General features: G+C 62.5%; 24 protein-coding genes. 12 read left to right on the forward strand and 12 right to left on the reverse strand.

Annotated elements, in window-relative coordinates; genetic code table 11:
- Positions 1–13: 13 nt before the first annotated feature.
- A complete protein-coding gene (gene gudD / locus ACZ9EJ_RS22910) occupies positions 14–1,405 on the reverse strand; it encodes a glucarate dehydratase (RefSeq protein WP_255736350.1) in 1,392 nt (463 codons plus the stop codon).
- Between the two features lie 155 nt (positions 1,406–1,560).
- On the opposite strand from gudD, the gene ACZ9EJ_RS22915 reads away from it, so the two are divergent.
- Positions 1,561–2,283, forward strand: coding sequence for a FadR/GntR family transcriptional regulator (locus ACZ9EJ_RS22915; RefSeq protein WP_046633246.1), 723 nt, complete (start codon positions 1,561–1,563; stop codon positions 2,281–2,283).
- 121 nt (positions 2,284–2,404) lie between these two features.
- On the opposite strand, the gene ACZ9EJ_RS22920 is transcribed toward ACZ9EJ_RS22915, so the two are convergent.
- Complete coding sequence (locus ACZ9EJ_RS22920; protein WP_046633248.1) at positions 2,405–3,169, reverse strand: GntR family transcriptional regulator; 765 nt, start codon at positions 3,167–3,169, stop codon at positions 2,405–2,407.
- 116 nt (positions 3,170–3,285) lie between these two features.
- Between ACZ9EJ_RS22920 and ACZ9EJ_RS22925 the strand changes: the two genes are divergently transcribed.
- From ACZ9EJ_RS22925 to ACZ9EJ_RS22960, 8 genes are all read left to right on the forward strand, one after another.
- Positions 3,286–4,599, forward strand: a complete 1,314-nt coding sequence (locus ACZ9EJ_RS22925) for a M20/M25/M40 family metallo-hydrolase (RefSeq protein WP_046640598.1) — start codon at positions 3,286–3,288, stop codon at positions 4,597–4,599.
- 19 nt (positions 4,600–4,618) lie between these two features.
- A complete protein-coding gene (locus ACZ9EJ_RS22930) occupies positions 4,619–6,169 on the forward strand; it encodes an ABC transporter substrate-binding protein (RefSeq protein ID WP_046640599.1) in 1,551 nt (516 codons plus the stop codon).
- 58 nt (positions 6,170–6,227) lie between these two features.
- Positions 6,228–7,175 carry an ABC transporter permease gene (locus ACZ9EJ_RS22935; RefSeq protein ID WP_046640600.1) on the forward strand — a complete coding sequence of 316 codons (948 nt, stop codon included), beginning with the start codon at positions 6,228–6,230 and terminating at the stop codon, positions 7,173–7,175.
- Positions 7,168–7,992: an ABC transporter permease gene (locus tag ACZ9EJ_RS22940; protein ID WP_046640601.1), complete on the forward strand. Its 825-nt coding sequence runs from the start codon at positions 7,168–7,170 to the stop codon at positions 7,990–7,992. The genes ACZ9EJ_RS22935 and ACZ9EJ_RS22940 overlap by 8 nt, the downstream gene beginning before the upstream one ends.
- A 10-nt stretch (positions 7,993–8,002) precedes the next feature.
- The gene (locus tag ACZ9EJ_RS22945) at positions 8,003–9,634 is read left to right on the forward strand and encodes a dipeptide ABC transporter ATP-binding protein (RefSeq protein ID WP_046640602.1); all 1,632 of its coding nucleotides are present in this window, start codon (positions 8,003–8,005) and stop codon (positions 9,632–9,634) included.
- A gap of 22 nt (positions 9,635–9,656) precedes the next feature.
- Positions 9,657–10,877, forward strand: coding sequence for a M20 family metallopeptidase (locus ACZ9EJ_RS22950; RefSeq protein ID WP_046640603.1), 1,221 nt, complete (start codon positions 9,657–9,659; stop codon positions 10,875–10,877).
- A 2-nt stretch (positions 10,878–10,879) separates the two neighbouring features.
- Positions 10,880–11,020: a hypothetical protein gene (locus tag ACZ9EJ_RS22955; protein ID WP_476099902.1), complete on the forward strand. Its 141-nt coding sequence runs from the start codon at positions 10,880–10,882 to the stop codon at positions 11,018–11,020.
- 163 nt (positions 11,021–11,183) lie between these two features.
- Positions 11,184–12,257: an Ldh family oxidoreductase gene (locus tag ACZ9EJ_RS22960; protein WP_046640641.1), complete on the forward strand. Its 1,074-nt coding sequence runs from the start codon at positions 11,184–11,186 to the stop codon at positions 12,255–12,257.
- A 121-nt stretch (positions 12,258–12,378) separates the two neighbouring features.
- Here the strand turns inward: ACZ9EJ_RS22960 and ACZ9EJ_RS22965 are convergent, their stop codons facing one another.
- From ACZ9EJ_RS22965 to ACZ9EJ_RS22985, 5 genes are read right to left on the reverse strand one after another with little or no spacing between them, the layout of a single operon-like run.
- Positions 12,379–13,152: an ABC transporter ATP-binding protein gene (locus tag ACZ9EJ_RS22965; protein ID WP_476100493.1), complete on the reverse strand. Its 774-nt coding sequence runs from the start codon at positions 13,150–13,152 to the stop codon at positions 12,379–12,381.
- A 9-nt stretch (positions 13,153–13,161) separates the two neighbouring features.
- Positions 13,162–14,010 carry an ABC transporter ATP-binding protein gene (locus tag ACZ9EJ_RS22970; protein ID WP_251090135.1) on the reverse strand — a complete coding sequence of 283 codons (849 nt, stop codon included), beginning with the start codon at positions 14,008–14,010 and terminating at the stop codon, positions 13,162–13,164.
- The gene (locus ACZ9EJ_RS22975; RefSeq protein WP_251090134.1) at positions 14,003–14,941 is read right to left on the reverse strand and encodes an ABC transporter permease; all 939 of its coding nucleotides are present in this window, start codon (positions 14,939–14,941) and stop codon (positions 14,003–14,005) included. The genes ACZ9EJ_RS22970 and ACZ9EJ_RS22975 overlap by 8 nt, the downstream gene beginning before the upstream one ends.
- Positions 14,938–15,999 (reverse strand): ABC transporter permease, encoded by a 1,062-nt coding sequence (locus tag ACZ9EJ_RS22980; RefSeq protein WP_080955736.1) that lies wholly within the window; start codon positions 15,997–15,999, stop codon positions 14,938–14,940. Before ACZ9EJ_RS22980 ends, ACZ9EJ_RS22975 begins: the two co-directional genes overlap by 4 nt.
- Before the next feature lie 24 nt (positions 16,000–16,023).
- The gene (locus ACZ9EJ_RS22985) at positions 16,024–17,619 is read right to left on the reverse strand and encodes an ABC transporter substrate-binding protein (RefSeq protein WP_046640606.1); all 1,596 of its coding nucleotides are present in this window, start codon (positions 17,617–17,619) and stop codon (positions 16,024–16,026) included.
- A gap of 122 nt (positions 17,620–17,741) precedes the next feature.
- Between ACZ9EJ_RS22985 and ACZ9EJ_RS22990 the strand changes: the two genes are divergently transcribed.
- From ACZ9EJ_RS22990 to ACZ9EJ_RS23000, 3 genes are read left to right on the forward strand one after another with little or no spacing between them, the layout of a single operon-like run.
- Positions 17,742–18,452, forward strand: coding sequence for a GntR family transcriptional regulator (locus ACZ9EJ_RS22990; protein WP_046633267.1), 711 nt, complete (start codon positions 17,742–17,744; stop codon positions 18,450–18,452).
- Position 18,453: 1 nt separating this feature from the next.
- Positions 18,454–19,374, forward strand: coding sequence for a dihydrodipicolinate synthase family protein (locus ACZ9EJ_RS22995; RefSeq protein ID WP_255743190.1), 921 nt, complete (start codon positions 18,454–18,456; stop codon positions 19,372–19,374).
- A 13-nt stretch (positions 19,375–19,387) separates the two neighbouring features.
- Positions 19,388–20,527 carry a mandelate racemase/muconate lactonizing enzyme family protein gene (locus ACZ9EJ_RS23000; RefSeq protein WP_046633269.1) on the forward strand — a complete coding sequence of 380 codons (1,140 nt, stop codon included), beginning with the start codon at positions 19,388–19,390 and terminating at the stop codon, positions 20,525–20,527.
- Between the two features lie 30 nt (positions 20,528–20,557).
- Here the strand turns inward: ACZ9EJ_RS23000 and uxuA are convergent, their stop codons facing one another.
- From uxuA to ACZ9EJ_RS23025, 5 genes are all read right to left on the reverse strand, one after another.
- On the reverse strand, positions 20,558–21,757 hold the full coding sequence (gene uxuA / locus ACZ9EJ_RS23005) for a mannonate dehydratase (protein WP_046640607.1): 1,200 nt from the start codon (positions 21,755–21,757) through the stop codon (positions 20,558–20,560).
- Positions 21,754–22,824 (reverse strand): L-idonate 5-dehydrogenase, encoded by a 1,071-nt coding sequence (locus ACZ9EJ_RS23010; protein WP_046640608.1) that lies wholly within the window; start codon positions 22,822–22,824, stop codon positions 21,754–21,756. The genes uxuA and ACZ9EJ_RS23010 overlap by 4 nt, the downstream gene beginning before the upstream one ends.
- Positions 22,825–22,879: 55 nt before the next feature.
- On the reverse strand, positions 22,880–24,286 hold the full coding sequence (locus ACZ9EJ_RS23015) for a TRAP transporter large permease (protein WP_046640609.1): 1,407 nt from the start codon (positions 24,284–24,286) through the stop codon (positions 22,880–22,882).
- A 1-nt stretch (position 24,287) separates the two neighbouring features.
- A complete protein-coding gene (locus ACZ9EJ_RS23020) occupies positions 24,288–24,863 on the reverse strand; it encodes a TRAP transporter small permease (protein ID WP_046640643.1) in 576 nt (191 codons plus the stop codon).
- Between the two features lie 70 nt (positions 24,864–24,933).
- The gene (locus ACZ9EJ_RS23025; RefSeq protein ID WP_046640610.1) at positions 24,934–25,908 is read right to left on the reverse strand and encodes a sialic acid TRAP transporter substrate-binding protein SiaP; all 975 of its coding nucleotides are present in this window, start codon (positions 25,906–25,908) and stop codon (positions 24,934–24,936) included.
- Positions 25,909–25,960: the final 52 nt, after the last annotated feature.

Raw genomic sequence — 25,960 nt, forward strand, 5'->3', positions numbered from 1 at the left:
TGTCGTTCCTTCGTCAGCGCACCAGGCACGGCCTCTTGTTGTCGAAGCGCCAGTCCTTGACGAGATATTGCATGGCGGTCGCGTCGTCGCGCGCGCCCAGCCCGTGCTTCAGGTAGAGCTGGTGGGCTTCCTCGACGCGTTCCATGTCCAGCTCGACGCCGAGCCCGGGACGGTCGGGCACCGCGATATGCCCGTCCTCGATCTTCAGCGGCTCGCGGGTAAGCCGCTGCCCGTCCTGCCAGATCCAATGGGTATCGAGTGCGGTTACGCGCCCGGGCGCTGCCGCGCCCACATGGGTGAACATCGCCAGCGACACGTCGAAATGGTTGTTGGAATGCGAGCCCCAGGTCATGCCGAAGGTCTGGCAGACCTGTGCGACGCGCACGGAGCCCTGCATGGTCCAGAAATGCGGGTCGGCGAGCGGGATGTCGACCGATTGCAGCTGGATCGCGTGCGATAGCTGGCGCCAATCGGTGGCCACCATGTTGGTGGCGGTCGGCAAGCCGGTGGCGCGGCGAAACTCGGCCATGATCTCGCGGCCGGAATAACCCTGCTCGGCGCCGCAGGGGTCCTCCGCATAGGCAAGTACGTCGCCGCGCCCCTTGCACAGACGAACCGCTTCCTCCAGCGACCAGGCGCCATTCGGGTCGAGCGTGACGCGGGCATCGGGGAAGCGGCGAGCAATGGCCGTCACCGCCTCGATCTCCTCATCGCCCCGCAAGACGCCGCCCTTCAGCTTGAAGTCGCGAAAACCGTAGCGCTCCTGCGTCGCCTCGGCGAGCCGGACGATCGCCTCCGGCGTAAGCGCCTCCTCGTCGCGCAACCGCAACCAGGCGTCGGTCTCGCCTTTGCCGTCACGATAGAGGAGGTCGGTCTTTTGGCGATCACCGACATAGAAGAGGTAACCCAGCATTTCGACCCGGTCGCGCTGCTGGCCGTCGCCGAGAAGGGCCGCCACCGGGACGCCGAGATGCTGGCCAAGAAGGTCGAGCAGCGCCGACTCCAGCGCCGTGACCACATGGATTGTCGTGCGCAGATCGAAGGTCTGCAGCCCGCGGCCGCCGCTGTCACGGTCGCCGAAAGTCTTGCGCACCTGGTCGAGCAGACCGTTATAACCGCCGATCGTCTGCCCGATGAGGAGGGGGCCTGCTTCCTCGATCGTCTGACGGATCGTCTCGCCGCCCGGAACCTCGCCAATCCCCACATGACCCGAATCATCTTCGATGATCGCGAGGTTGCGGGTGAAGAAGGGAGCGTGCGCGCCGCTGAGGTTGAGCAACATGCTGTCGCGTCCCGCAACCGGGATCGCTCGCACGGAAACCACGCGCGGTGTATGCCGGGCGAGATGGCTGTTTGCGGGGTGGGTCGATGAATTCGGCTCGATGAACATGCGGTTCTCTGTCATGTCGGCGTTTTTCAGGTCATGCGGTGTCGGGGCTGGCTTGGGCGTGGGAGCCCTTCATATAGATCGCGCAAGCGAACTCATTTGTCAATATAAGTAAATATTAGTAATTATCCGGCCCTATTGGAAAGGAGGGGTGGCGGGGATAGGATGCGGCAATGGATGAGAAAATTCAGCAAACCCGCTCGGTGAAGGACCTGTCGTCGCATGTGTTCGCCAGGCTCGAAGCGATGCTGGAGGCGCCGGCCTGGCAGGAGGGCGGACGCCTGCCTCCGGAAGCGGAGCTTGCACGTCAATTCGGCGTGTCACGCCCGGTCCTGCGAAAGGCCCTGGTGAAGATGCGTGACGCCGGCCGGATCATTTCCCGACGAGGTTCGGCCAATTTCGTGCAGCCTCGAGCGGATGTCGTGCCGTCGGCCGCCGATATTGAAGGGCTGTCGATCCAGACGGTGTTCGACATGAAGCGCTGCATGCGGTTTCGCCAGGTGGTGGAATGTGCGGCGGCGGAGGATGCAGCGCGGCTTTGCGATCCCGAAGGGATCCGCGGTATCGAGGAAGCGCACCGGCGGATGCTGACCCTGCCGCCCGGCGAGGGCGTCTTTGAAGCAGATTTCGCCTTTCACATGGCCGTGGCGCAAGCCACCCGCAACCCGTATTTCCCCTTTGCGCTTGGTACGATGCGCAACCAGATCAAGCTGATGATGGAGTTCACCCGCAAGCTGCAAGAACGGCCGCGCGACCAGGTGGCGCCGCGGGTCGTCGAAGAGCACCAACGCGTCCTTGAAGCCATCAAGGCCGGCGACCCGGTGCAGGCGCAGGAAGTCATGAGTTTCCACATGAAGCAGAGCGTCATTCGGCTTCTCGTCGAAGGCGGCGCGTGACACGGCATCCGCACCGTTGAGCCGGAATTGCTCAACGGTCTCCTGCTGACGCTCGCCGCCCAAGACCTGGCCCGGCTGTCACCTATGCCAGGGAACTCCACCGGGCACGACAGGCGCATGCTCATTGGATCTCGTTGACATACCTGTGATGCGCGGTCGTCGCGCGATGAGCGGATATGAGAACGGGCACAGCGAGTTGATCATAGGCGACCTCGTCGATCGTCAAGACTGCAGCGGGCAGTGCCAGATCCAGCCAACGGGAATCGAGGTCGTTCGCGAGATCGGCACCGATCTGTTCGCGTATGGCCGAGATGCGGACCCCGTAATTTTCCAGTAGATGGAGATAGAAGAGCTGAGGGATCTCCTCCGGCCTGTCGGGGAAGTCCGGGACCCGTTCGCAGGAAAGTGTCAGCGTCTCGTGCATGATCGGCCGATCGTCGATGTAGCGCACCCGGTGGAAGGTGACGATCGGCGATCCTTCCTCGATCTGTAGTTTCCCCGCGTCGGCGGCGGAAGCAAAGCTCCTGTCGAGCGAAGTCACCTTTGTCACCGATTTGCTGAGCGAGCCATCCAGCCCATGCAGGCGAAAGTACTGGAAAAACAGTCGCAGGCTGTGCTGCGGCTTGCGGCCGGTCACAACGGTGCCGGTCTTGCGACGGCGACTGAGAAGGCCGTCATTCGTCAGGTCCATCAGGGCTCGCCGGATGGTGCCGACCGCCACGCCGTAGGTTTGCGACAGCGCCACTTCGCTCGGCAGGACCGAGCCGGGTTCCAGTTTACCGAGCATGATCGCTTCGGTGATCTGTCGTTTGACCACTTCGTAAAGCGGCAATGACAGTTCCGTCAGCCTGATCGCTCCTGATGAATTATTGGGCAATTCCGGCAATTATTTGCCTCTTCTTTGGAGTTGACTCATAGTCTCGATCTACGCACTATTACTATATAGTTTATATTAAAGCGCAAGCTGAGGAGGCTGGCGTGACGGGTACCGAGGACACTGCCATGAACACGCAGCCGCCAGTATCTTCGCAACAGGTCTTTCAGTCTGCCATGGCAGCGATTGAGCTGGATGTCGAGGCTGCTGTCGATGATCTGGCGCGGATGATTAAAGTTGACACCTCGTTCCCGCCGGGTCTGGGCTATGACGCTTTCGCCGACCTGATGACCGAGCTTTTGGCGCCGCTGGGGTTTGAGTTCGAGCGGGTCGTCGTGCCGCGTGATCTCTGGTACGTAGCCGGTGGTCCGGCGTCTGGCGAGCGGACCAATCTCGTGGCCACCCGCGACACGGGAAAGCCCGTCTGCGGTCTTTATTATCACGTCGACACGGTTCCGGTCGCGCCGGGCTGGGTCCGTGATCCGCTGAAGCTGACGGTCGAGGGTGATGACCTGTTCGGGCTCGGCGCCGCCGACATGAAGGGCACGATCGCCGCAACCCTGCTGGCACTGCGGGCCGCCCAAAAATGCGGTCTGCCGCTCTCCTACGATCCGATGCTGCTCCTCTGCACCGATGAGGAGGGCGGCCTTTATCCCGGCATTCGCTATCTGGCGGAGCAGGGCATGCTGAAAGGCCATATCCTCAATTTCAACGGGTCCGCGGCGCCGCGCATCTGGGCTGGCTGCTTCGGCGTCTTCCACCTGCAGGTGACGATCAGGGGGCACGCCGTTCATGCGGGAGAGGGAAACCGCACGGGTACCGGCATCAATGCTATCGAAGCCGCCTTGCCCTTGCTCAATGCCTTGACGGCATTGAAGCCGGACGTGGCCAGCCGGGCATCCGCGCTGACGCCGCCGCCGCACGCATCGGGCCCGCTGCGACCCCAGCTTTCCATTTCGGCCGTGAACGGTGGCACTGCCGGCGGCCAGGTCCCGGCTGAGATCAAGATTCTCGTGAGCCGGCGCTACGCTCCGGAAGAAAGCTATGAGGATGCACGCGCCGAGATCGAAAACCTGGTCCGCGACAGCGTCGCCAGCTCGGGGCTCGGGCTTGAAATTGATCTTGTCGGCCACCTCATCCCCACGGACGATCCGGAAGGTCCCCATTGGCCACGCTGGCAAAAAGCGCTGTCGCGGGGCTTCGGCTACAAGCCGGAAGACTTTCAAAAATGGGGCGCCGCAAGCTGCTCCGACTTCGGCTACGTGCAGAAGTCCGGCTTTGCGCAGGAAGTGCTGCTGGGCGGGCTCGGCCGCCCGGAAAGCTGCATCCACAGTCCCGAAGAGCATACGACCCGCCAGGACATCATCGCCCTGGCGCAAAGCATACTGGCCTATCTCGCGGCGGACTTTGCCGCCGACTCCATTCCTGAAAACCGCGCTTGAACCATAAGGGAACTGAAAAATGCTGGAAATGAAACGTCGCATCTTCCTCGCCGGCACCGCCGCCGTCTTTGCCGCGCCGGCGCTTGGCCTGGCCCAGGCCACAAAACCGGTCAAGGGCGGTACGCTGCGGATCTCCGTTGACCAGGCGGCAAGTGTCATCCATCCGCTTTTGACCCGCGTCAACCCGGAATACCTGGTGACCGAGCTGCTCTACAGCAACCTGACGCGCCTCAAGGTCGACATGTCGGTCGAGCCGGATCTGGCGGAAAGCTGGACGCCCAATGACGCCCTGACCGAATGGACGTTCAAGCTGCGCAAGGGCGTGACATTCCATGACGGCTCGCCGTTTTCGGCAAAGGACGTCGTGGCGACCTTCAAGGCAATCCTCGATCCGGCAACCGCGTCGCCCGGCCGCAACAATGTCGGCCCGATCTCAGACATTGTCGCCGTGGACGACGCGACGGTGATGTTCAAGCTCTCGGTCGCCTATGCCGACTTGCCTGTCGCCATGGCCTATACCACCGCCCGCATCATCCCGGCCTCGATCGCTACCGGCGACCTCAAGAGCCTCTCCACCAAGGCGGTCGGCACCGGCCCGTTTAAGCTGGTCTCCTACGAGCCTGACCGTCTGATCGTCGTCGAACGCAACCCGAACTACTACGACCCGGCACGCCCCTATCTCGATCGTGTCGAGATCCAGGTGTTCCCGGACATTTCCGCCGAAGGTTCGGCGATGATCGCCGGCAATATCGACATCATCTCGACGCTCCAGCCCACCGAATACCTGCGTCTCGACAGCAATAGCGGTGTCGAGGTGCTTCGCACCCCCTCCGGCCAGTTCTGCAACATCAACTTCGGTTGCGACACCGCGCCGTTCAACGACCCGCGCGTCCGTCGCGCGATTGCGCTGACCGTCGATCGCGAAGCCATGGTCAATTTTGTGACCGAAGGTTTTGGCACGCCGGGCAATGACACGCCTTTGAACCCGTCCTACCAGTTCTTCAAGGCGACCAAGCAGCGTCAGAAAAATATCGGCGAAGCCAAGAAGCTTCTCGCGGAAGCCGGTTTTGCGAATGGCCTGCAGGCCACACTGATCGCCTCCGATCGCCCGGCCGTGCGCACCCAGCTTGCCGTCGCCCTCAAGGAAATGGCCAAGGAAGCCGGCATCACCATCAATGTCCAGACGATGCCGCATGCCACCTATCTGGAGCAGGTGTGGAAGAAGGGCAGCTTCTACGTGGGCTTCTACAACATGCAGCCGACACCGGACGGAATCTTCAAGCTTCTCTACACCTCGGATGCCTCCTGGAACGAGACGCGCTGGAACAACAAGGCCTTCGACGCCCTGGTCGCCGAAGCCCGCGGCACGATCGACGCGGCCAAGCGGACAGAGCTCTATACCAAGGCCCAGCAGCTAATGAACGAGGAAGTCCCCTCGATCATCCCGTCCTTCTTCGACGTACTGTCGGCCAAGCGCAGCTGGGTCAGCGGTTACCAGGCGCATCCGCGCGCCTCGGTCTTCCGCCTCGACCATGTGTCCCTGACCGACAAGGCGCCGAAACGCGGCTGACCCCGAACAATGCCGGACGCTCGAGGAGCGTCCGGCTACTCGAACAAGGAACACGATCGTGTCCCCGAATTATGTTGCCAAGCGGCTGGTGATGATCGTCTATACGCTCTTCATCGTATCGCTCATCGTCTTTGCCATCACGCAGGTCCTGCCGGCCGATGCCGCCGTCATGATGTTGGGTGAGAATGCGACCCAGGAAGCCCTCGCTGCGCTACGCGAAAACATGGGGCTCAATGCCCCCGTGTGGCAGCAATACGCATCCTGGCTCGGCCACGTGCTGCGGGGCGATCTCGGCACCTCGCTGCGGACCGGCCAGCCCGTCGGTCCGGTCATGCTCGAAGCTCTCGGCCGCTCGCTGCTTCTGGCCTTCCTGTCGATCGGCCTCATGCTGGTTCTCGCCATTCCGCTCGGCATCATCGCCGCCGTCCGCCGCGGCAAGATCGCCGACATGATCGTCAGCCTGATCTCCTATGCCGGCGTCGCGCTTCCCGAATTCGTCACCGCCACCGTCGCCGTCCTCGTCTTTGCGGACCTGATGAAATGGTTGCCGCCGACCGGATATGTGCCGCTCACGGAAAATTTCACCAGCGGCATCGCCCATCTGGTCCTTCCGGTCTGTGTTATCTCGGTGATCCTGATCGCCCACGTCTCGCGCATGATCCGCTCGGAACTCGTCGATGTGCTGCACACCGATTACATCCGCGCCGCCCGATTGAAGGGCATTTCACGCGGAACGGTGCTTCGTCGCCACGCGCTGCGCAATGCGCTGCTGCCGACGATCACCATCGTTGCGCTCGATGTCGGCTACCTGCTCGGTGGCGTCATCGTCGTCGAAGAGATCTTCGCGATCCCTGGCATCGGCCGCCAGCTGATCGTCGCCATCCAGGCGCGCGATCTGCCGGCCATCCAGGCCGGCGTACTGATCATGGCGGCCACCTATTCGATCGTCAATTTCATCGCCGACATCCTCTATGCCTTGCTCGACAAGAGGATCCAGTATGACTGATTTCGTCAAACGCCTGCTGCGCACGCCGCAGGGCGCCATCGGCATGTTCCTCGTCCTTCTGGTGCTGGTGGTCGTGCTTTTGGGGCCAATGCTCGCGCCGTACGACCCTGAAACCCTCTCTCCCCTGGCGCGCTACAAGGGGCCGAGCGCTGCCTATTGGCTGGGAACCGACCAATACGGCCGCGACATTTTCAGCCGCCTGCTGATCGGCGCCCGCGCCACCGTCGTCATGGCCGTACTCGCAACCATCGCCGGCACGCTGATCGGCGCCTTCATCGGCACCACCTCCGCCTTCCTCGGCGGTCGGGCGGACGAATTGATCATGCGCACCATCGATGCCGTCATGTCGATCCCGAGCCTGCTGTTTGCGCTTCTGGTCGTCAATCTCCTCGGTTCCAGCACGGTCAACGCGCTGATCGCCGTTGCCATCGCGTTCGCGCCGGGCATGGCCCGCATCACCCGCAGCGTCGCGCTGTCGGTGCGCAAGCAGGATTATGTCAATGCGGCTGTCGCCCGTGGCGAAAGCTCTGGTTACATCATCCTGCGGGAAATGCTGCCGAACGTGATTGCACCGATCATCGTCGAAATGACCATCCGCGTCTCCTTCGCGGTCATGCTGTTTGCGACGCTCAGTTTTCTCGGCCTCGGCGCGCAGCCGCCGGCCGCCGAATGGGGCCTGATGGTCTCGGAAGCACGCCGCTACATGCACCTGAGTGCCGGTATCCTGATCTGGCCGAGCGTGGCGATTGCCATCGTCGCCGTCGGCTTCAACCTTCTGGGCGACGGTCTTCGCGATGCCCTCAATCCGCGAACCTGAGGCCACGACCATGACGACGACACCAGAAACTCCGGTCCTCGCGATCGAGAACTACTCGCTGGATTATGACACGGCCTCCGGCGTCTTCCATGCGCTCAGGAACATCGATCTTGCCGTCCACCGCGGCGAGATCCTCGGCCTGGTCGGCGAATCCGGTTCCGGCAAGACCTCGCTTGCCTGGTCGATCATGCGCTATTTGCCCAAGAACGCCCGCGAACCGGGCGGTCGCATCCTGCTGAGCGGCGAGAACCTGCTCGAAAAGACCGATGCCCAGATCGAGGCCTTTCGCGGCCGGCGCATCAGCATGGTGTTCCAGGACCCGAGCACGTCGCTCAACCCGACGCTGTCGCTCGGAACCCAGCTGGCCGAAGTGCTCGTCCGTCACCGCGGGCTGACACGGCAGCAGGCATGGAAGGAAGGCGAGGCGATGCTCGACCGCGTCGGCCTGAAGACGCCGGCAGCGATGATGAACCGCATGCCGCACGAGGCATCGGGCGGCGAGAAGCAGCGCGTCGTCATCGCATCCGCGTTTGCGTGCAATCCGGAATGCATCATCTTCGACGAACCGACGACGGCACTCGACGTCATCACCTCGTGCCAGATCCTCGACCTGTTCGTGGAACTGCAGGCCGAGACCGGCGTCGCTTCGCTCTACATTTCCCACGATCTGGCGCTGGTGTCGCGCACGGCCAGCCGCGTCGCGGTCATCCGCCGCGGCGAGATCGTCGAGCAGGGTGCGGTGCGTGACATCTTTGCCAGGCCGCAGCAGGATTATACGCGCGAGCTGATTGCCGCGGTTCCCGATCCGGCCCACAGGCTTGTCGGCGACACGGTCGTTGAAACGGGCAAGCCGCTGGTGCGGATCGAAAACGTCAGCGTCCATTATGGCCGCAGGCCGTTCCTGGCAGCGATCACCGGCCGCAAGACGGAACGTGTCGCCGGCAACAATGCCATCAGCCTCAGTATCAATCCGGGCGAGATTCTCGGCGTCGTCGGTGAGTCCGGCTCCGGCAAGTCGACACTGGCAAAGGCGATGACCGGTCTCAACCGCTTCGAGGGCAGGATCTGGTTCGACGGTCGCGAGATCAGGAACCTTGGCGACATGGACAATGCCTATCGCAAGGACGTGCAGATCATCTTCCAGCACCCCGACGCCTCGCTCAATCCCCGCCAGAAGATCAGCGAGATCCTGTCGCGGCCGCTAAAGCTGTTCGGGGACGCGTCTCATCTCGACCAGAAGGTCGGCGACATGCTGGAGCAGGTGCGCCTCCCACGCACCCATGCCCAGCGCTATCCGCATCAGTTGTCGGGCGGCGAGAAACAACGCGTGGCGATCGCTCGCGCCTTTGCCTCGAAGCCGAAACTGGTCATCTGCGACGAGATCACCTCAGCGCTCGACGTATCGGTTCAGGCATCCGTCGTCCAGCTGCTGCTGGAGCTGCAGAAGACCAGTGGTGCCTCGTACCTTTTCATTACCCACGACCTGAACCTTATCCGCCAGATCGCCCACCGGATCGCCGTGATGTATCGCGGCAATCTGGTCGAAATCGCACCGGCTGCGGATATCGATAGCCCGGATCGCGCCGAATATACCCGCCGCCTGATCGAGGCGGTACCGCGCCCAGCCGGCCAATACCTGTGACAATGCATCAAGGAGCATGACAATGGACCCGAAGTCCCTGGTGGATCGGATCGACGAAAAGGCCTGCCTCGATTTCCTGTCGAAACTGGTCCAGCACAAGAGCCATTCGGAAACCGACGGCGAACGTGATCTTGCGCGCTACATGGCCGGTGAACTGGAAAAGATCGGCGTCGAAGCGGAACTGCAGCCCTTTGATGAAGGCCGGCGCTTCAACACGATCGGACGGCTGAAAGGCACTGGCGGTGGCAAGAGCCTGCTGTTCAACGGTCATCTCGACACCAATCCGGTGACGGAAGGCTGGACGGTCGATCCCTATGCCGGTCTGATCGATGACAAGTTCATCTATGGTATCGGCGTGTCGAACATGAAGGCCGGCGATGCCGCCTATTTCTGCGCGGTCAAGACGCTGCTCGATGCCGGCGTCAAGCTCAAGGGCGACGTCATCCTGACCTTCGTGGTTGGCGAACTGCAGGGCGGCGTCGGCACGCTTGCGGCGATCAAACACGGTGTCAAGGCGGACTATTTCATCAACAGCGAGCCGAGCGATCTGGTCGCCGTCACAATGCATGCGGCGGCCCTCAGCTACGTGATCGAACTGACGGGCGACACCCGCCATCTGTCCAAGCGTGAAGAATCCGTCGATGCGATCGCGGCGGCCTGTGACATCATCCCGCGCATCAATGCGATGACCTTCAGCGGCGCCAGGAGCGACGTGCACCGGTCGATCAACCGCGGTCATGTCGGCGTGGTTCACGGTGCGCTCGGCCGCGGCCTTGAGGAATGGCGTCCGCCGCAGGTGGCAGATTTCGTTCGCCTCAAGGGCTCGTGCCGTTATGCGCCGGGCCAGACCCAGGAGGGTGTGCTCGCCGATCTCGAACGGGAACTTGTGGCTCTCGAAGGCCGCTTCCCCGGCCTGAAGGCAAAGCTGGTTCCGGAATTGATCGAGGGCCGCCCGCTCATGCCGCCCTTCGAGGTCTCGCCGACATCGCGCATCGTCAAGTCCATCAATGCGGCCTATGAAGCCGTGCGCGGCGAAAAGCAGCCGACCGGCGCGATCACGCCGACCCGCTTCTACGGTACCGATGCCGGCCACCTCTACCAGGAACTTGGCATGGAAGGCATCGTCTGCGGCCCCGGCGGGCGTTACAACACCATGCCCGACGAACGTGTCGATATCGTCGATTATCTCGACATGATCCGCGTCTACATGCTGACCATCCTCGACATCTGCGAGCTTGCCTGATCATGCCCTCCCGGGCGGAGTTCGATCACCGTATCGCACACGCCCGGGGCGCCACGGCATTCGTCGGCGTTGATCTGCTGCTCGTCGATAGCGGCGAGCTGCTGGCTTGGCTGACCGGCTACACCGTTTCCGAAACCATGTAGCGCGCCGCGCGTTCCGCCTGCGTTGGTGGAAGAGGAAGGCGCATGGCGGGCCGATTGGGTTCAGTGGACGAGATGGCGGCGGCGGTTTTCTTGCCGGCGACGAAGCAGTATTCATGATCGGCCAGATACTGGTGATCGACGGAGGACAGACGCTTTGAGCCAGATTTCAGCCACCGAGGATACGGTCCATGCGGCAATCGGCGATGTCGAGCGGTTCTGCCGCGCGGTTTTTCTCGCCGCCGGCACCGATGAAGCGACCGCGGATGCCGCGACCCGGGCGATGATGCATGGCTCGCGGCTCGGCGTGGACAGCCACGGGGTGCGCCTGCTCGACCACTATATCACCGTGATGACCGGCGGCCGCGTCAACAAGCGCCCGCACATCACGGTGGTGCAGTCCCTGCCGGCGGTGGCCTTGCTCGACGCGGATCACGGCCACGGGGCGCTTGCCGCCTATCGCGGCATGGACAAGGCGATCGAGCTTGCCGAGACATGCGGCATCGGCGTCGTCTCGATCCGCAACAGCTCGCATTTTGGTCCGGCCGGCGCCTATGCGCTGGATGCGGCGCAGAAAGGGTATATCGGCGCCGCTTTCTGCAATTCCGACAGTTTCGTCCGTCTGCACGACGGGGCGATGCGGTTCCACGGCACCAATCCGATCGCGTTTGCCGTGCCGGTTGCCGGACAAAGGCCCTGGCTGCTCGACATGGCGACGAGCGCCATTCCTTATAACCGCGTCAAGCTCTACCGCAGCCTCGGCCGCGAGCTCCCGGCGGGGGTCGCCTCCGATGTCGAGGGCCGCGACATCCGTGATCCGTCGCTGGCGGAGATGCTGGCGCCGGTCGGCGGCGAGTTCGGGTTCAAGGGCGCGGGGCTCGCGGGGCTGGTGGAAATCCTGAGTGCGGTTCTGTCGGGCATGCGGCTGAGCTTCGACCTCCTGCCGATGAACGGTCCGGATTTTTCCACGCCCCGCGCCCTTGGCGCTTTCGTATTGGCCATGAAACCCGGCGCTTTCGTGCCGGAAGACGTCTTCACCGCCGGAATGCAGCGGTATGTCGAGGTGTTGCGCTCTTCGCCGCCGCGCGAGGGCATGCGGGTGATGGCACCGGGCGACCGCGAATGGGCGGTCGCCGAAGAGCGTGAACGGCGTGGCGTTCCACTGGATCCGGCAACGCGGGAGGCGTTCGCCACGCTTGGCGAACGTTTCGGGTTGGAGACCCCCGCGCTTTTGCCGTGACGACTGCCGGCGGAGAAGCCGGCAAGGCAAACGATGTCCGGGAGACAAGAAGAGGAGAGCATGCGCATTTCTGCAAAGAGACCGCTGCCGCTTCCGGCGGCCGCCGGATGAACCCCAGCATTCAGGCTGTAGTATCAACCGGGCGCCTTGAGGCGACATAACCTCTGCTGCCATCCATCAGCACACGGGTATAGGGATGCGCGACGATGTCCGCGAGCAGTTGCGCCTTGGTCGCAACCTCCACGAAGCCACCGTTCTGCATGATGGCGACGCGATCGCAGAGATGAGCGACGACCGCCAGGTCGTGGCTGACAAGGATATAGGTCAGCTTCTCCCGATCGCGCAGATCCTTCAAGAGATTGAGGATTTCCGCCTGGATGGAGACGTCGAGAGCCGAGGTGGGCTCGTCGAGCAGCAGGATCCGCGGTTCCAGGATGAGTGCCCGGGCAATCGCCACACGCTGCCGCTGTCCGCCCGAAAGCTGGTGCGGGAAACGATAACGGAAATTGAGGGGCAGTCCGACATCCTTGAGCGCTTTTTCGACGCGCTCCTGCCGGTTGTCCTTGCCGTGGATTTCGAGAGGCTCCAGCAAGGTTCGCCCGATCGTATGGCGGGGATGGATGGAGCCGAACGGATCCTGGAACACCATCTGCTGCTTTGCGAGCTGCGAAATCGAGCGTTTCAGGCCGATCGTCTCGTCGTCGATGCGGATCGAGCCGCTCCATTGTCGGTTCCGGCCGGCAAGCGCTCCAAGGACCGTGGATTTGCCGCAGCCGCTTTCGCCGACCAGTCCGAATGTCTCGCCCTTCGCAACCTCGAAGGACACATCGTTGACGACACGGAGAAGGCTGTCGCCGTGGCCATAGGAAACCGCAAGATGATCGACCTTGATCATGGTCATGGTTCAGTTCTCCAACCAGGCCGGATCGCGGCGCAGGACCTCGAGCCGATCGCGCGGATGGTCGAGGCTCGGCAGCGCGTTCAACAGGCCGCGGGTATAGGGATGCTGTGCGTCGTCCAGATCAGCGGCCGCGATCGTTTCCACCACTCGACCCGCATACATGATGATCACGCGGTCGCAGAAGCTGCGCACGAGATTGAGATCGTGGGAAATGAAGATCAGCCCGAGGTTCCGCTCCGTCACCAGGTCGTCGAGGATCGACAGAACCTGCTGGCGCACGGTCACGTCCAGCGCCGAAGTGGGCTCATCGGCGATGATCAGTGACGGCGATGCGATCAGCATCATGGAAATCATGATGCGCTGCCCCATTCCGCCGGAAACCTCATGCGGATAAAGGTCGAAAACGCGCTGCGGATCGCGGATGTTGACGCGCTCCAGCATGGCCAGCGTCCGCTGCCGCGCTTCTTTGCGCGAGACACGCTCATGCAGGATGACGGTTTCCGCAATCTGCTCTCCGACGGTCATGACCGGATTGAGCGAATATTTCGGGTCCTGCAGGATCATCGAGATCCGCCGTCCGCGCACCGAAAGCATCTGCTCTTCGGGCACGGTCAGCAGGTTGATGTCTTCGAACTGGAGCCTGTCGGCCTTGACGACCGCCTGTGGCGGCTGCAGCCGCATGATCGCTCGCCCGACCGTGCTCTTGCCCGAGCCGGACTCGCCGATGATGCCGACTTTCTCGCGGCCGACACTGAAGGAGACGTTGCGCACGGCGGTGACGACGCCCGACAGCGTCGGGAATTCCACCGACATGTTCTGAACGGTCAGGATGTTTTCGGGTGGTTTAAGCATTGCGGGGATCCAGTATGTCGCGCAGGCCGTCGCCGAAGAGATTGAACGCCAGGCTGACGACCAGAATTGCAAGACCCGGGATCGTCGTCAGCCACCACGCATCGAGAAGATACTTGCGTCCGGCAGCGGCCATGGCACCCCATTCGGCCATGGGCGGCTGGGCGCCGAGGCCGAGGAAACCGAGGCCGGCGGCGGTGAGGATGATGCTCGACATGTTGAGGGTCAGGCGGACGATGATGGACGGCGCACACAGCGGCACGATATGGCGAAGCAGAATGCGGCCCATGCGCGCGCCCTGCAGTTCTGCGGCGACGACGAAGTCGGCATTGCGGAAGGTCAGTGTTTCCGCCCGTGCCAGCCGGGCGATCGGCGGCCATATGGTCAGTGCGATGGCGATCACCGCATTTTCGATGCCGGGCCCGAGCGCTGCCGAGAACGCCAGCGCCAGGACGAGGCTGGGGAAGGAGAGGAAGATATCGGTGACGCGCATCAGCACGACATCGACCCAGCCGCCGAGATAACCGGCGCTCGCCCCGATCACGAAGCCGATCGGAGCGACGATGACGGTCACCAGGATGCTGATGTAGAGCGTTGTGCGCGCTCCGTAGACGATGCGGGTGTAAACGTCGCGGCCGAACTCGTCGGTCCCGAACCAGTGGCTTGCCGAGGGCGCCTTGAGTGCCATCGTCAAGTCCTGGCCGTAGGGGTCGTAAACCGTCAGCACGGGCGCCAGGGCGGCAATGATGACGAGGGTCACGACCACGGCGAAGCCTGCAAACGCCAGCGGGTTTGCGAGCAGGCTGAGCCATGCCACATAGGCCTTGTGCAGCCTGGCCTGTCTCGTGGAGGTGAAGTCCTCGTTGATGAGCCAGTTGTGGAGGTCGGTGAAGTAACCGGATTTGGTCATGGCGGTACCGGGGTCCTGGGTCATCGGGTTCGGGGATCGATGAAGCGGTAGACAATATCCGACAGGAGGTTGATCGCGATCGAGATGATGCCGATCAGCAGGACGCTGCCGAGAACCGCGTTCATGTCTGCAAAGAACAAGGCGGAGGTGAGATACTGGCCGAGGCCCGGCCAGGAGAATACCGTTTCGATGAGCACGGTGCCGTCAAGGAGGCCGCAATAGGCGAGTGCCACGACCGTGAGCAGCTGAACCCTTATGTTGCGGAAGGCGTGGCGCCAGATGATCGGCCGCGTGCCGAGGCCTTTCGCGCGGGCCGTCAGGATATATTCCTGCCTGAGCTGTTCGAGCATGAAGCTGCGGCTCATGCGGCTGAGATAGGCCATGGCCGCATAACCGAGGATGAGCGCGGGTGCGATGACGTGGTGGAGTGCGCTCCAGAAGACGTCCCATTCCCCGGCCAGGATCGAGTCGATGATCAGCGAGTTCGTCGGTCCTTCGACAAGCCCCTCGTTATAGATGTCGATGCGGCCACCGGCGGGAATGGCGCCGAGATTGGCGTAGAAGATCAGGATCACAGTCGTGCCGATCCAGAAGATCGGCGTGGAATGTCCGAGCAGCCCGACGATACGGGCGAGATGATCGACCCAGGTGCCCTTGCGTACCGCCGACAGGATGCCGAGGGGAACGCCAAACCCTGCGCCGATGATCGTCGCGAGCGTGGCGAGCTCCAGTGTCGCGGGGAATACCCGCGCGAGATCGCTTGCCACCTGGTTCTTGGTGACGTGCGACTGGCCGAAGTCGAGGCGCACGATATCGGCAAGATAGGACCCGAACTGCACATAGATGGGCCTGTCCAAACCCATCTCCTTGTAGACGCGATCATAGGTCGACTGATCCGCCTGATCGCCGACCACGGCGATAACCGGGTCCGCCGGGATCATCCGGCCGACGACGAAGGTGATGATCAGAAGGCCAAGCAACGTCGTCGCGATCACCGCGAGGGACGTGGCAAGTTTACGCCCGGCGGACAGCAGCTTCCTGCTGCCCGCGCGTCGCGTTTCGATGGTCTGTGACATGCTCAATTGCGCAGTTCCTAGAAGAGGCGATCAATTGCCCTTGTTGACCGTGTCCCAGCGGGTCAGCCAGGTCGAGTGGCCGATATAGCCCTTCACTTCGTTGCGAACCGCCTTGGCGTCGGTGCGCAGGAACGAGGTGACCAGGGCCGGCGACGAAGCAAGATAGGCCTCGTTGATCTTGGTATAGAGTCCGGCGCGCTTCGACTGGTCGGTCTCGTGCGCGGCGGCGGTGACCATCTGCTGGATGTCCTTGGGAACATCCCAGGCCGTGCGCCAGGCATTCAGGCCGACGAGCTTGGCCTCGTCGGTATTGTTGGCGTTCGTCGCATAGGATTGCAGAACCGCATGCGGGTCGGGCAAACGGTCGCCCGAGCGGGCCGAAAAGATCTCGAACTGGCGGTTGCGGAACTTGCCGATATGGTCGCCGCCCTGCAGGTCGAGCTTGACGCCGGCCTTGGCGGCATTGGCCTGAAGCGACTGGGCGACTTCATATTCGGGCGTCACTGGCGTCGCATAATAGACCTTGGAGAAACCGTTCGGATAACCGGCCTCCGTGAGAAGCTGCTTGGCCTTTTCGATATCGAGCTTGTACGGGTTCTTGTCGATCGCGCCCGGCAGGCCGGCCGGCACGATCGTCTGCTGCTTGATGCCGTAATATTTCATGACGGTGCCCGCGAGGCCGTCATAATCGATCAGGTAGCGGAACGCCTCGCGCACCTTCGGTTTCGACAGAATTTCATCCTTCTGGTTCAGGGCCAGATAGTAGAAGCCGAAGCCGGGGGTCTTCTGGATCGTCACCTTGCCGCCCGTTTCGAGCGCGCCGAGGTCCGTGGACGAAAGCCGCGTCGCCACATCGGCGTCGCCGGCATCGATCTGAAGGCGCTGGGCGGACGATTCAGGGATGTGGCGCAGCAAAACGCGGCGCATCTTGGGTTCGCCCTGCCAGTAGTCCTTGAACGCATCGGCGATGATCAGCTCGTTGACGCGCCACGTCCGCAGCGTATAGGGGCCGGAGCCCGCGTCGGCGGTCTGCAGGAATTCCCTCCCCATATCGCCGCCCTTGTCCTTGTCGGCAAGGAACTTGCTGTCGAGGATCGAGGTGGAGAAACTCGCGAGCGAATAGAGGATGAGGTTTGAATTCCAGACCTCCGGGGTTTCGACAACGACGGTCGATCCGTCCGTCGCACGAATGAGCTTCTCGACGTTGTCAGCCGTAAAGCCCCACTGGCGCAGGTCCGTCGAGGGCGCGAGGCCGAGCTTGACCAGCCGGCGCAGCGACCATTCGACATCCTTTGCCGTCAACGGGTTACCGGAGTGAAATTTGACGCCCGAGCGGATCTTGAACGTAAACGTCTTGCCATCGGGAGAAACCGTCCAGCTCTCGGCGATGCCCGGCTGTGGCTTGGAAATGTCGGCAGCGGGCAGGACGATCAGTCGCTCGTAGAGATTGGCGACGATCTCGGCGGCTTCCAGCTGGTTGATCTCGTTGGGGTCAACCCCGCGCAGGGACGAAGTGTCCATGGCCACGACCAGTTGATCCTTCGGCGTCGCCGCCGAAGTGAGGCCTGGCGCGACCAATGACAGGGCAGCAATGCTGGAAAGCAGAATGACGTGACGTCTGAGCATAAAAATCCTCCTCCGGGGCTCCTCAAATCGCATCGACGACAGATTTTCGTATCGACATAGATCTGAAGTCTGGTATATCAGATCCCACACTCTCACTGCCTCGTCAACGGATTTCGCGAAAAATGATTCCTGAGCCAACTGGAAGCCCACGGTCCGAAGCGTTTGCGAAGATCGACCCGAAATTTCAGATGACGGTGCGGGATCACGTCCATCGCACCCTGCGCGCCGCCATCCTCGCCGGACGGTTCGCGACGGGGGAGAAGGTCAACGAGCGCAGCCTCGCCGAGCAATTCGGCGTCAGCACGACGCCGATCAAAGAGGCCCTGCGCCAGCTTGAGACGGAAGGCCTGGTCGAGGCTCTGCCCCGGCGCGGGGTGATCATTCGGTTCGATATGGGCTGGGCGGAGGAGATGATTCTCGCCCGCGCGGCGCTCGAATCGATGATCGCGCACCTGGCCGCAAAGCGCATCGGCAAGCCGGCCGGCGTCGAGTTGACGGCAATCGCCGATCTGATGGCCAAGGCGACGTCGTCCGCAGATGCGGACAGCCTGATTTCCCTCAACGAGCAATTCCACGAACACATTCACCGCAGCTCCCGCTGCGGTTACCTGGCGAAATTGATTGAACGGCAGCAATTCTACGACGCCAGCATCCGCCGCGTCATCCACATGGATCCCGCCGAACGTCAGAAAGCGCTCGAGGAGCACACCGCCATCGCCAAGGCCATCGTCACGGGCGATGCGGATCTCGCCGAGCGGCAGATGCGCAACCACGTCGTCCGCTCCGGTGAAACCTATCTGAACATCGTTTTCGGCAACAAAAAGGATATCTGACGTGAATGACAGGCTGCAGACTGTAAGAAAGGCGCTGACCGGCATTTCGGGTGTCCCGGTGACGCCTTACCGGCAAGACGGGACTGTCGACGTCGAAAAGCTCGGCGCGCTGATCAAGCGCCTGGCGGTCGCCAAGGTGCACAACCTGATGGCGGCCGGCAATACGGGCGAGTTCTTCACGCTCACCATGGACGAAGTCCGCGTCGTGCATGCCGCCACGATCAAGGCCGCCGAAGGCAAGTCGCTGGTGAGCGCTGCCGTCGGTCGCTCTTTGACCGAAGCAAAGGCGCTTGCGAAGGACGCGATTGCCGAAGGTGCGGATGCGATCATGGGCCACCATCCGATGGACCCGTTCGCCGGGCCGTCCTACCAGGCCGGCTATTTCCTGGAACTGGCGGATTTCTGCACCGTACCGGTCATCGCTTATGTGCGCAGCGACGGCTTCTCGGTCGAGGATTTCAGAAAACTCGCCCTGCATCCGAACATTGCCGGCATCAAGTTCGCCTCGTCGAACCTGATGCTGCTGGCGGAAGTCATTCGAGCCACCCATGACGCTCCGGCGATCTGGGTCTGCGGTCTCGCCGAAGGCTGGGCGCCGGCATTCTACGCCATGGGCGCCAAGGGCTTCACCTCGGGTCTGGTCAACGTATTCCCCGAACGCTCGCACGCGATCCATCGCGCGCTGGAGGCCGGAAACTATGCGGCGGCGCGCCAACTGATCGACGGCATTGCCGGCTTCGAAATGCTGCGCACCAAATACAACAATGGCGCCAACGTGACCGTTGTGAAGGAAGCGCTCGGCATGCTTGGCACCGATGTCGGCCCGGTCCGCATTCCGGGCGTCGTCGCTCTCGACGGCGATGAACGGCGCATTTTGCGCGGCATTGTCGATCGGGTCAAAAACGAAGCGCTCGTCGCCTGACGGAGAAACCAAAGTGCGTATTACCGGAATAAAAACATACATGCAGCGCGTGGACGACCGTCCGCGCCTGTTGCTTAAGATCGAGACCAGCGAAGGCATTTCCGGCTGGGGCGAATGCTACAATCACGGCCCCGATTGGGCACTCCCCCCGCTTCTCGACTATCTTTTCCATCAGATCGAAGGAGAAGACCCGCGCCGCGTGGAATTCCTCGTCCTGAAGCTCAACCAACAGTGCCGGTTTCCTCCCGGAGCGCTCGGCCTTGCCGCCATTTCTGCAATCGATCATGCATTGTGGGACATCGCCGGCAAGGCTGCGGGTCTGCCGGTCTACATGCTGCTTGGCGGCAATGTGCGTGATCGCGTCCGCGTCTATTGCGGCGTCTATACCGCACCCGATCCGCAGGACGCGCTCGATCAGACGCTCAGGCTGAACCAAGACTACGGCTATACCGCGTTCAAGCTGAGCCCCTACCGCCGCGATCTTCACAACAGCCGCTGGGGCGAACTGGTGAAGGAAACCGGCGACTATTTCGGCAAGATCCGCGAGATCACCCCCTCGCATTTTGAATTCGCCTTCGATGCGCATGCAAAGATCTACGAACCCTACCAGGCCGTCCAACTGGCGGCGGCGATCGCGCCCTATGACCCGCTCTTTTATGAAGAGCCGATACGGCCTGAACATATCCCTGCCTGGGCGGAGCTGAAATCGAAGGTGACCGTGCCGCTGGCAACCGGCGAATCTCTCTACAATCGCTTCGAGTTTCTGGCGCTTTTGTCCGCGCGCGGCGCCGACATCATCCAGCCGGATATCTGCGTCGTCGGCGGTGTCACCGAAATGCGCCGTATCGCGGCCATCGCCGAGGCGCATTACGTGACGATCGCGCCGCATAATCCGATGGGCCCGCTGGCGACCGCCGTGAACATCCATTTCTGCGCCGCCCAGCCGAACTTCAAGATCCTGGAGTTCAAGCCGCACGTGCATGCGCCCTGGGCGCTCGACCCCTATCTGCCGGTGGACGGGCACATGAACCTGCGCCCGGATCGACCCGGCTGGGGCATCGAGATCGATGAGAAGGTGCTGGAGACGGAAGACTACGTGCACTGGGAGCGCAAGGTCACCCGCAAGCCGGACGGCTCGACCGCCTATCCGTGAACCGGGTGCCGGGCCGCACCCGGTGCCTGATCAGACCCCCAGGCCATAGCGGGGATGCGAGAGCGTTCGCTCGATGCCGCGAAGCTCCGCCAGCCCCTTCAGCCGTCCGATCGCAGGATAACCCGGCTGCGCGCCGCGCGTCAGGTCGTCGAGGATTTCCTGCCCGTGATCCGGCCGCATCGGGATGCAATGGTCCTCGCGGCCTTCGCCGCGCCGGCGGGCTTCTTCCGAAAGCAGCGCGGCGATCACGGCAACCATGTCCGTTGCGCCCTCCAGATGCTCGTCCTCGAAGAAGGAGCAGGGGACTGTGTCGCTGTCCCGCGTCACATTGCGCAGATGCACGAAATGGATGCGGTCGGCAAAGCGCGAGGCAACGACGGGCAGGTCGTTGTCGGCCCTGGCGCCGAGCGAGCCGGTGCAGAGCGTCACGCCATTGGCGCGCGCCCCGACCTGATCCAGCATATGGGCGTAGTCGGCTTCGGTCGACAGGATGCGCGGAAGGCCGAGCAGCGGCCAGGGCGGATCGTCGCCATGCGCGCAGATGTTGATGCCGACCTCTTCCGCCACGGGCGTGACTTCGGTCAGGAAGTCGACGAGGTTCTGTTGCAGTCGTGCCCGGTCGATACCCTGATAGGAACGAAGCTTTTCCAGCAGCTGGTCGAGCGTATAACCGTCCGCCGAGCCCGGCAGCCCCGCCCCGATGTTTTTGCCCAGGGCTGCGATCTTCGCATCCGCCATCCCGGAAAACCGCCGCGCCGCCTCTTGCTGCAGCCATTCCGGATAATCGCCGCAGGCCTCGGGACGTTTGAGGATATGGATATCGAAGGCGGCAAAATCGGTCAGGTCGAACCGCATGGCCTTGGCGCCGTGGCGTGTGTCCCAGCGCAGGTCCGTGCGGGTCCAGTCGAGGATCGGCATGAAATTGTAGCAGACGGTGCGAATGCCGGAGGCCGACAGACGCCGCAGCGTTTCCTGCCAATTGGCGATATGGCGCTTCCAGTCGCCGGTCTGCGTCTTGATATCCTCGGAGACCGGAACGCTCTCCACGACATCCCATACCAGACCGCCGGCCTTGATCTCCTCGTGCCGCCTGGCGATCTCGTCGACCGGCCAGACCTCGCCGGTGGCAATGTGATGGAGCGCGGAAACGATGCCTTCCGCTCCGGCCTGCGCCGCATCTCTGACGCTCACTTTGTCAATCGGGCCGAACCAGCGCCACGTATGTCTCATGTCCTGTCCTTCCCGATTGTCTGGGTCTGCTCGAATGTGATCTGTACCTTGCAGGCCTTGGATCGGTCCGCGGCCTGTTCGAAAGCCGCGGTCACCGCATCCAGCGGAAAACTGTGCGAGATGATCGGCCGCACGTCGATGCGACGCCTGGCGATCAGATCGACCGCCTCGGCGAATTCCGCATGGAAGCGCTGCGAGCCGCGCCAGACGATCTCCTTGCCCACCAGCGCATTGAGCGGGATGGTCATGTCACCGGTCACGCCGATCTGGACGAGCGTTCCGCGGGGCTTGAGCGCGGGAAAGGCCGATCGCAGGGCCGCAGCGGAAGCCGAGCATTCGAACACCACGTCGAAACTGCCCTTGCCCTCCTGGAAGGGAAGAAGCCCCTCCGGATTGGAAGCCACGTTGATCGTCTCGGTCGCGCCCATGGACGGCGCCCGCGACAGGGCTGCATCGGCCAGATCCGTTACCACGATCCTGGCGGCACCCGCATGCCGGGCCGCGGCAACCGTCAGAAGCCCGATCGGGCCTGCCCCGGTGACCAGCACGGTGCGGCCCGACAGGTCTCCGGCCTGGGCGACAGCATGCAGGCATACGGCAAGCGGCTCCGCACAGGCGGCCTCGCCCGGCGACACGCCATCTCCAACCGGATGACACTGGATTGCGGGCACGACCAGCCTCTCGCGGAACATGCCGTTTTCGTGCGGCAGGCGCATCGCCGAACCCATGAAGCGCATGTCGAGGCAATGGATCGGCTGGCCGGTCCGGCAGTATTGGCAATGGCCGCATGGCTGCGATGGATTGACCGCAACCAACTGCCCGAGTTCCAGCCCGCCAACCCCTGCGCCCAGGGCTTCGACGAAGCCGGAGGCCTCGTGGCCGGCGATGATCGGTTCGCGAACCCGCACCGGGCCGAACCCGCCGTCCTGATAATAATGGAGATCGGAGCCGCAGATGCCACCCGCCGCCATTCTAAGCAGCACCTGGCCCGGGCCGAGGTCGGGGGCATCCAGTGTCTCCACTCGGAGGTCACGCTGAGCGTGAAGGCGGGCAACGCGCGTCTGCATCGCACTGTACCTTTCGTTCAAGAGATTGCCGTTCCCCAGTATCGGGGACCGGCGGTTATCGGATGAGGCCGAGCTGGGTGGGCAGCCAGAGCGTGATCGCCGGGATGAAGGTGATAAGGCCGAGCGCAACGAACAGCGGGATCATCCAGGGCAGGATGGCGAGCGCCGTTTTCTCCACCGACAGTTTGGAGATGCGGGAGAGAACGAAGAGCACCATGCCGACCGGCGGCGTCAAAAGGCCGATCATCAGGTTGAGGGTGATGATGAGACCGAGATGCACCGGATCGATGCCATAGCGCGCGGCCACGGGCATCAGGATCGGTACCAGGATGCTGATGGCGGCGATCGTATCGAGGAAGGCGCCGACGATCAGGAGCAGTACGTTGACGATGATCAGAAAGGTCCACCAGTTGTCTGTCAGGCCGAACAGGAAATCGGAGAACAGCTGAGCTGCCTGGCTGACCGTCAGCAGCCAGGCGAAGATGGATGCCGCGGTGACGATGAAGAGAACCGAGGCCGTCGTTTCGATCGTGTCGAAGGATGCCTTGGCCAATGCCCTTACCGTCATCGTGCGGTAGCGTACCAGGCCGAGGAAAAGCGACCAGAGGACCGCAGCAACGGCGGCTTCGGTGGGCGTGAACCAGCCCATGGTCATGCCCCCGATCAACAGGACCGGCGTCATCAGGGCCATGACGGCGGAAAAATCGAAATACCAGTCGAGCGCCACCAGGAAGGCAAGTCCGATCAGCACCGCGACATTGACCGATAGGCCCGCCAGGATCATCAGGTAGACGGTCGCAGGGAAGGCAAGCACGATCGCCACTTCGAGCGAGGCACCGAGCAACTGCTTCAACTCGAAGGGCGTATCCGAGCCCCAGCCCTTGCGCTTGGCGAAGATATAGACGGTGAGCATCATCAGCAATGTCATCACGATGCCGGGAATGATGCCGGCCATGAACAGGGCACCGATCGATGCATTCGCCATCATGCCGTAGATGACGAACGGCAGTGACGGGGGAAAGATCGGGCCGAGCGTTGCCGACGCTGCGGTGACGCCGACAGCTGCCTCGACCGGATAGCCATGATCCTTCATGGCCTTGATTTCGATCGTGCCGATACCGGCGGCATCTGCCAGCGCCGTTCCGGACATGCCGGAAAACACCACCGACCCGATGATGTTGACCTGCGCCAGGCCGCCCTTCATCCAGCCGACGAGCGATAGCGCAAAGCGATAGATGCGGCCCGTTACGCCGGCAATGTTCATGAGGTTGCCGGCCAGGATGAAGAACGGCACGGCAATCAGCGGAAAGCTTTCGACGCCGGCGATCATCCGCTGGGCGGCGATGATGTCAGGCGCCACGCCGTAGATCACCAGATAGAGCAGCGACGCGACAGCCATGGACACGGCGACCGGTGAGCCGATCATCAAAAGTGCGAGGAATGATCCAATCAGGAGCAGCATGTCAGATTCCCCCCGTGTGGATGTCGTCCTGCGCCTGCTCACGCACGCTCTCGGTGCCGGTCAGGTCCTTGACCAGGTTTTGGGCGGATCGCAGGAACATCAGGGCGAATGCCGCAAAGACGGTGTAGAAGACGATGCCGCGCGGCAGGTCGACCGTCACCATTCGCTCCTCCCCGACGATCTCCAGATAACGCCACATCAGCCAAGTGATATAGGCAAAGAAGCCAATGCTGATCGCATCGACCACGAGTTCCAGGAGCCGTCCGGCCCGCTTGGACAGGAAACGGTAGAGCAGGTCGACATGAATGTGGCGGACCATGCGCACGCACATGACGGAGCCGAGAAACACCACGACCACAAGGCAGTTGGCGGCGATTTCCTCCGTCCAGGCAAAGCTGTCGTTCAGCACGTAGCGTGTGAAAAATTGCAGGAATACGGCCAGACCCATGGCCCAGAAGACCGCAAGCGTCACCCAGTCCTCGATGGCATAGGGAGACAGGTCAACGGGCGCTGCTTCTTCCTCAAAGGCATGCGCCATTTCTTCCACGCTTATCGGCGCGTGCGAATGCTCCGTCATCGGGTCCACTCCGTTCATGAAAAATCGCAAGGGGGTTGCCCCGACGCGTTGCACGCCGGGGCCGGGATCATCACTTCAATGCGCGGATGGCGTCCCAGTCGGCCTTTTCGTAGCCGAAGTCCTCGAGTTTCACCTTGTCGATGACGTTCTTCTCGAAGTCTGCCTTGTCGACGTCGGTAACGGTCAGGCCCTTCTTCTTGAATTCATCGACGAGCGCCTTTTCGCGGGCTTCGATGGTCTTGGTCGTGCGGGCTGCGGCTTCGAGCATCACGTCCGAGAAGATCTTCTTGTCTTCGTCGGAGAGACTGGCCCAGCGGGTCTTGGAGACGACGGTATTCAGGTGATCGACGATATGGCCGGTCAGCACGATGTTCTTCTGGACCTCGTAGAACTTCTTGGCCTCGATCGTCGTCAGCGGATTTTCCTGGGCTTCCACAGTGCCGTTCTGCAGTGCCAGGTAGACTTCCGCAAAGGCGATCGGCGTGGTGTTGGCACCGCAGGCGCGCGGCATGGCCAGATAGGCCGGTACATCCGGTACGCGCATCTTCAGGCCCGCCATGTCGGCGCATTTCGAGATCGGCCGGTTGGACGTGGTGTGGCGCGTTCCATAATAGCTGAGGGCGACGATGTGGTTGCCGGTCTTGTCTTCGTAACCCTTGGCGAGCTTCTTGAAGACGTCGCTCTTGGTGTAGGCCAGAAGATGGCTCGGGTCGCGGAAGATATAGGGATAATAGGTGACGCCGATCGGCTTGTGATCGCGCGCGGCAAAGCTGGAGCCGGAGATGATGATATCCACGGTGCCGAGCTTGAGGCCCTGGTTGATGTCGGCCTCTTTCCCGAGCTGCGAAGCCGGATAGACGTCGATCTTGTAGCGGCCATTGGTTCGCTTGGCGATCTCTCCGGCGGCCCAGACCGAGTCGGTGTGGAAAGGCTCGGGCGTCTCATAGACATGAGCCCATTTCAGCACGGTCTCGGCATGCGCCGAAAGCGTCGATGCAACGATGAGTGCGGCGGCGCCAAGCAGTGTCTTCAGTCGGTGTTTCATTCTTTCCTCCCAGGTGAAACGGAACTGTATGGTCGATCCGGCCGCGATCGCG

The sequence above is a fragment of the Neorhizobium sp. USDA 3394 genome, from assembly GCF_056280385.1.

Coding starts and splice junctions, on each gene's coding strand:
- ACZ9EJ_RS22915 (WP_046633246.1), top strand. CDS start 1,561: ATGGATGAGAAAATTCAGCAAACCCGCTCGGTGAAGGACCTGTCGTCG.
- ACZ9EJ_RS22925 (WP_046640598.1), top strand. CDS start 3,286: ATGAACACGCAGCCGCCAGTATCTTCGCAACAGGTCTTTCAGTCTGCC.
- ACZ9EJ_RS23015 (WP_046640609.1), bottom strand. CDS start 24,286: ATGCTGCTCCTGATTGGATCATTCCTCGCACTTTTGATGATCGGCTCA.
- ACZ9EJ_RS22930 (WP_046640599.1), top strand. CDS start 4,619: ATGCTGGAAATGAAACGTCGCATCTTCCTCGCCGGCACCGCCGCCGTC.
- ACZ9EJ_RS22940 (WP_046640601.1), top strand. CDS start 7,168: ATGACTGATTTCGTCAAACGCCTGCTGCGCACGCCGCAGGGCGCCATC.
- gudD (WP_255736350.1), bottom strand. CDS start 1,405: ATGACAGAGAACCGCATGTTCATCGAGCCGAATTCATCGACCCACCCC.
- ACZ9EJ_RS22970 (WP_251090135.1), bottom strand. CDS start 14,010: ATGCTTAAACCACCCGAAAACATCCTGACCGTTCAGAACATGTCGGTG.
- ACZ9EJ_RS22950 (WP_046640603.1), top strand. CDS start 9,657: ATGGACCCGAAGTCCCTGGTGGATCGGATCGACGAAAAGGCCTGCCTC.
- ACZ9EJ_RS23025 (WP_046640610.1), bottom strand. CDS start 25,908: ATGAAACACCGACTGAAGACACTGCTTGGCGCCGCCGCACTCATCGTT.
- ACZ9EJ_RS22965 (WP_476100493.1), bottom strand. CDS start 13,152: ATGATCAAGGTCGATCATCTTGCGGTTTCCTATGGCCACGGCGACAGC.
- uxuA (WP_046640607.1), bottom strand. CDS start 21,757: ATGAGACATACGTGGCGCTGGTTCGGCCCGATTGACAAAGTGAGCGTC.
- ACZ9EJ_RS23010 (WP_046640608.1), bottom strand. CDS start 22,824: ATGCAGACGCGCGTTGCCCGCCTTCACGCTCAGCGTGACCTCCGAGTG.
- ACZ9EJ_RS22945 (WP_046640602.1), top strand. CDS start 8,003: ATGACGACGACACCAGAAACTCCGGTCCTCGCGATCGAGAACTACTCG.
- ACZ9EJ_RS23020 (WP_046640643.1), bottom strand. CDS start 24,863: ATGACGGAGCATTCGCACGCGCCGATAAGCGTGGAAGAAATGGCGCAT.
- ACZ9EJ_RS22975 (WP_251090134.1), bottom strand. CDS start 14,941: ATGACCCAGGACCCCGGTACCGCCATGACCAAATCCGGTTACTTCACC.
- ACZ9EJ_RS22990 (WP_046633267.1), top strand. CDS start 17,742: ATGATTCCTGAGCCAACTGGAAGCCCACGGTCCGAAGCGTTTGCGAAG.
- ACZ9EJ_RS22955 (WP_476099902.1), top strand. CDS start 10,880: ATGCCCTCCCGGGCGGAGTTCGATCACCGTATCGCACACGCCCGGGGC.
- ACZ9EJ_RS22985 (WP_046640606.1), bottom strand. CDS start 17,619: ATGCTCAGACGTCACGTCATTCTGCTTTCCAGCATTGCTGCCCTGTCA.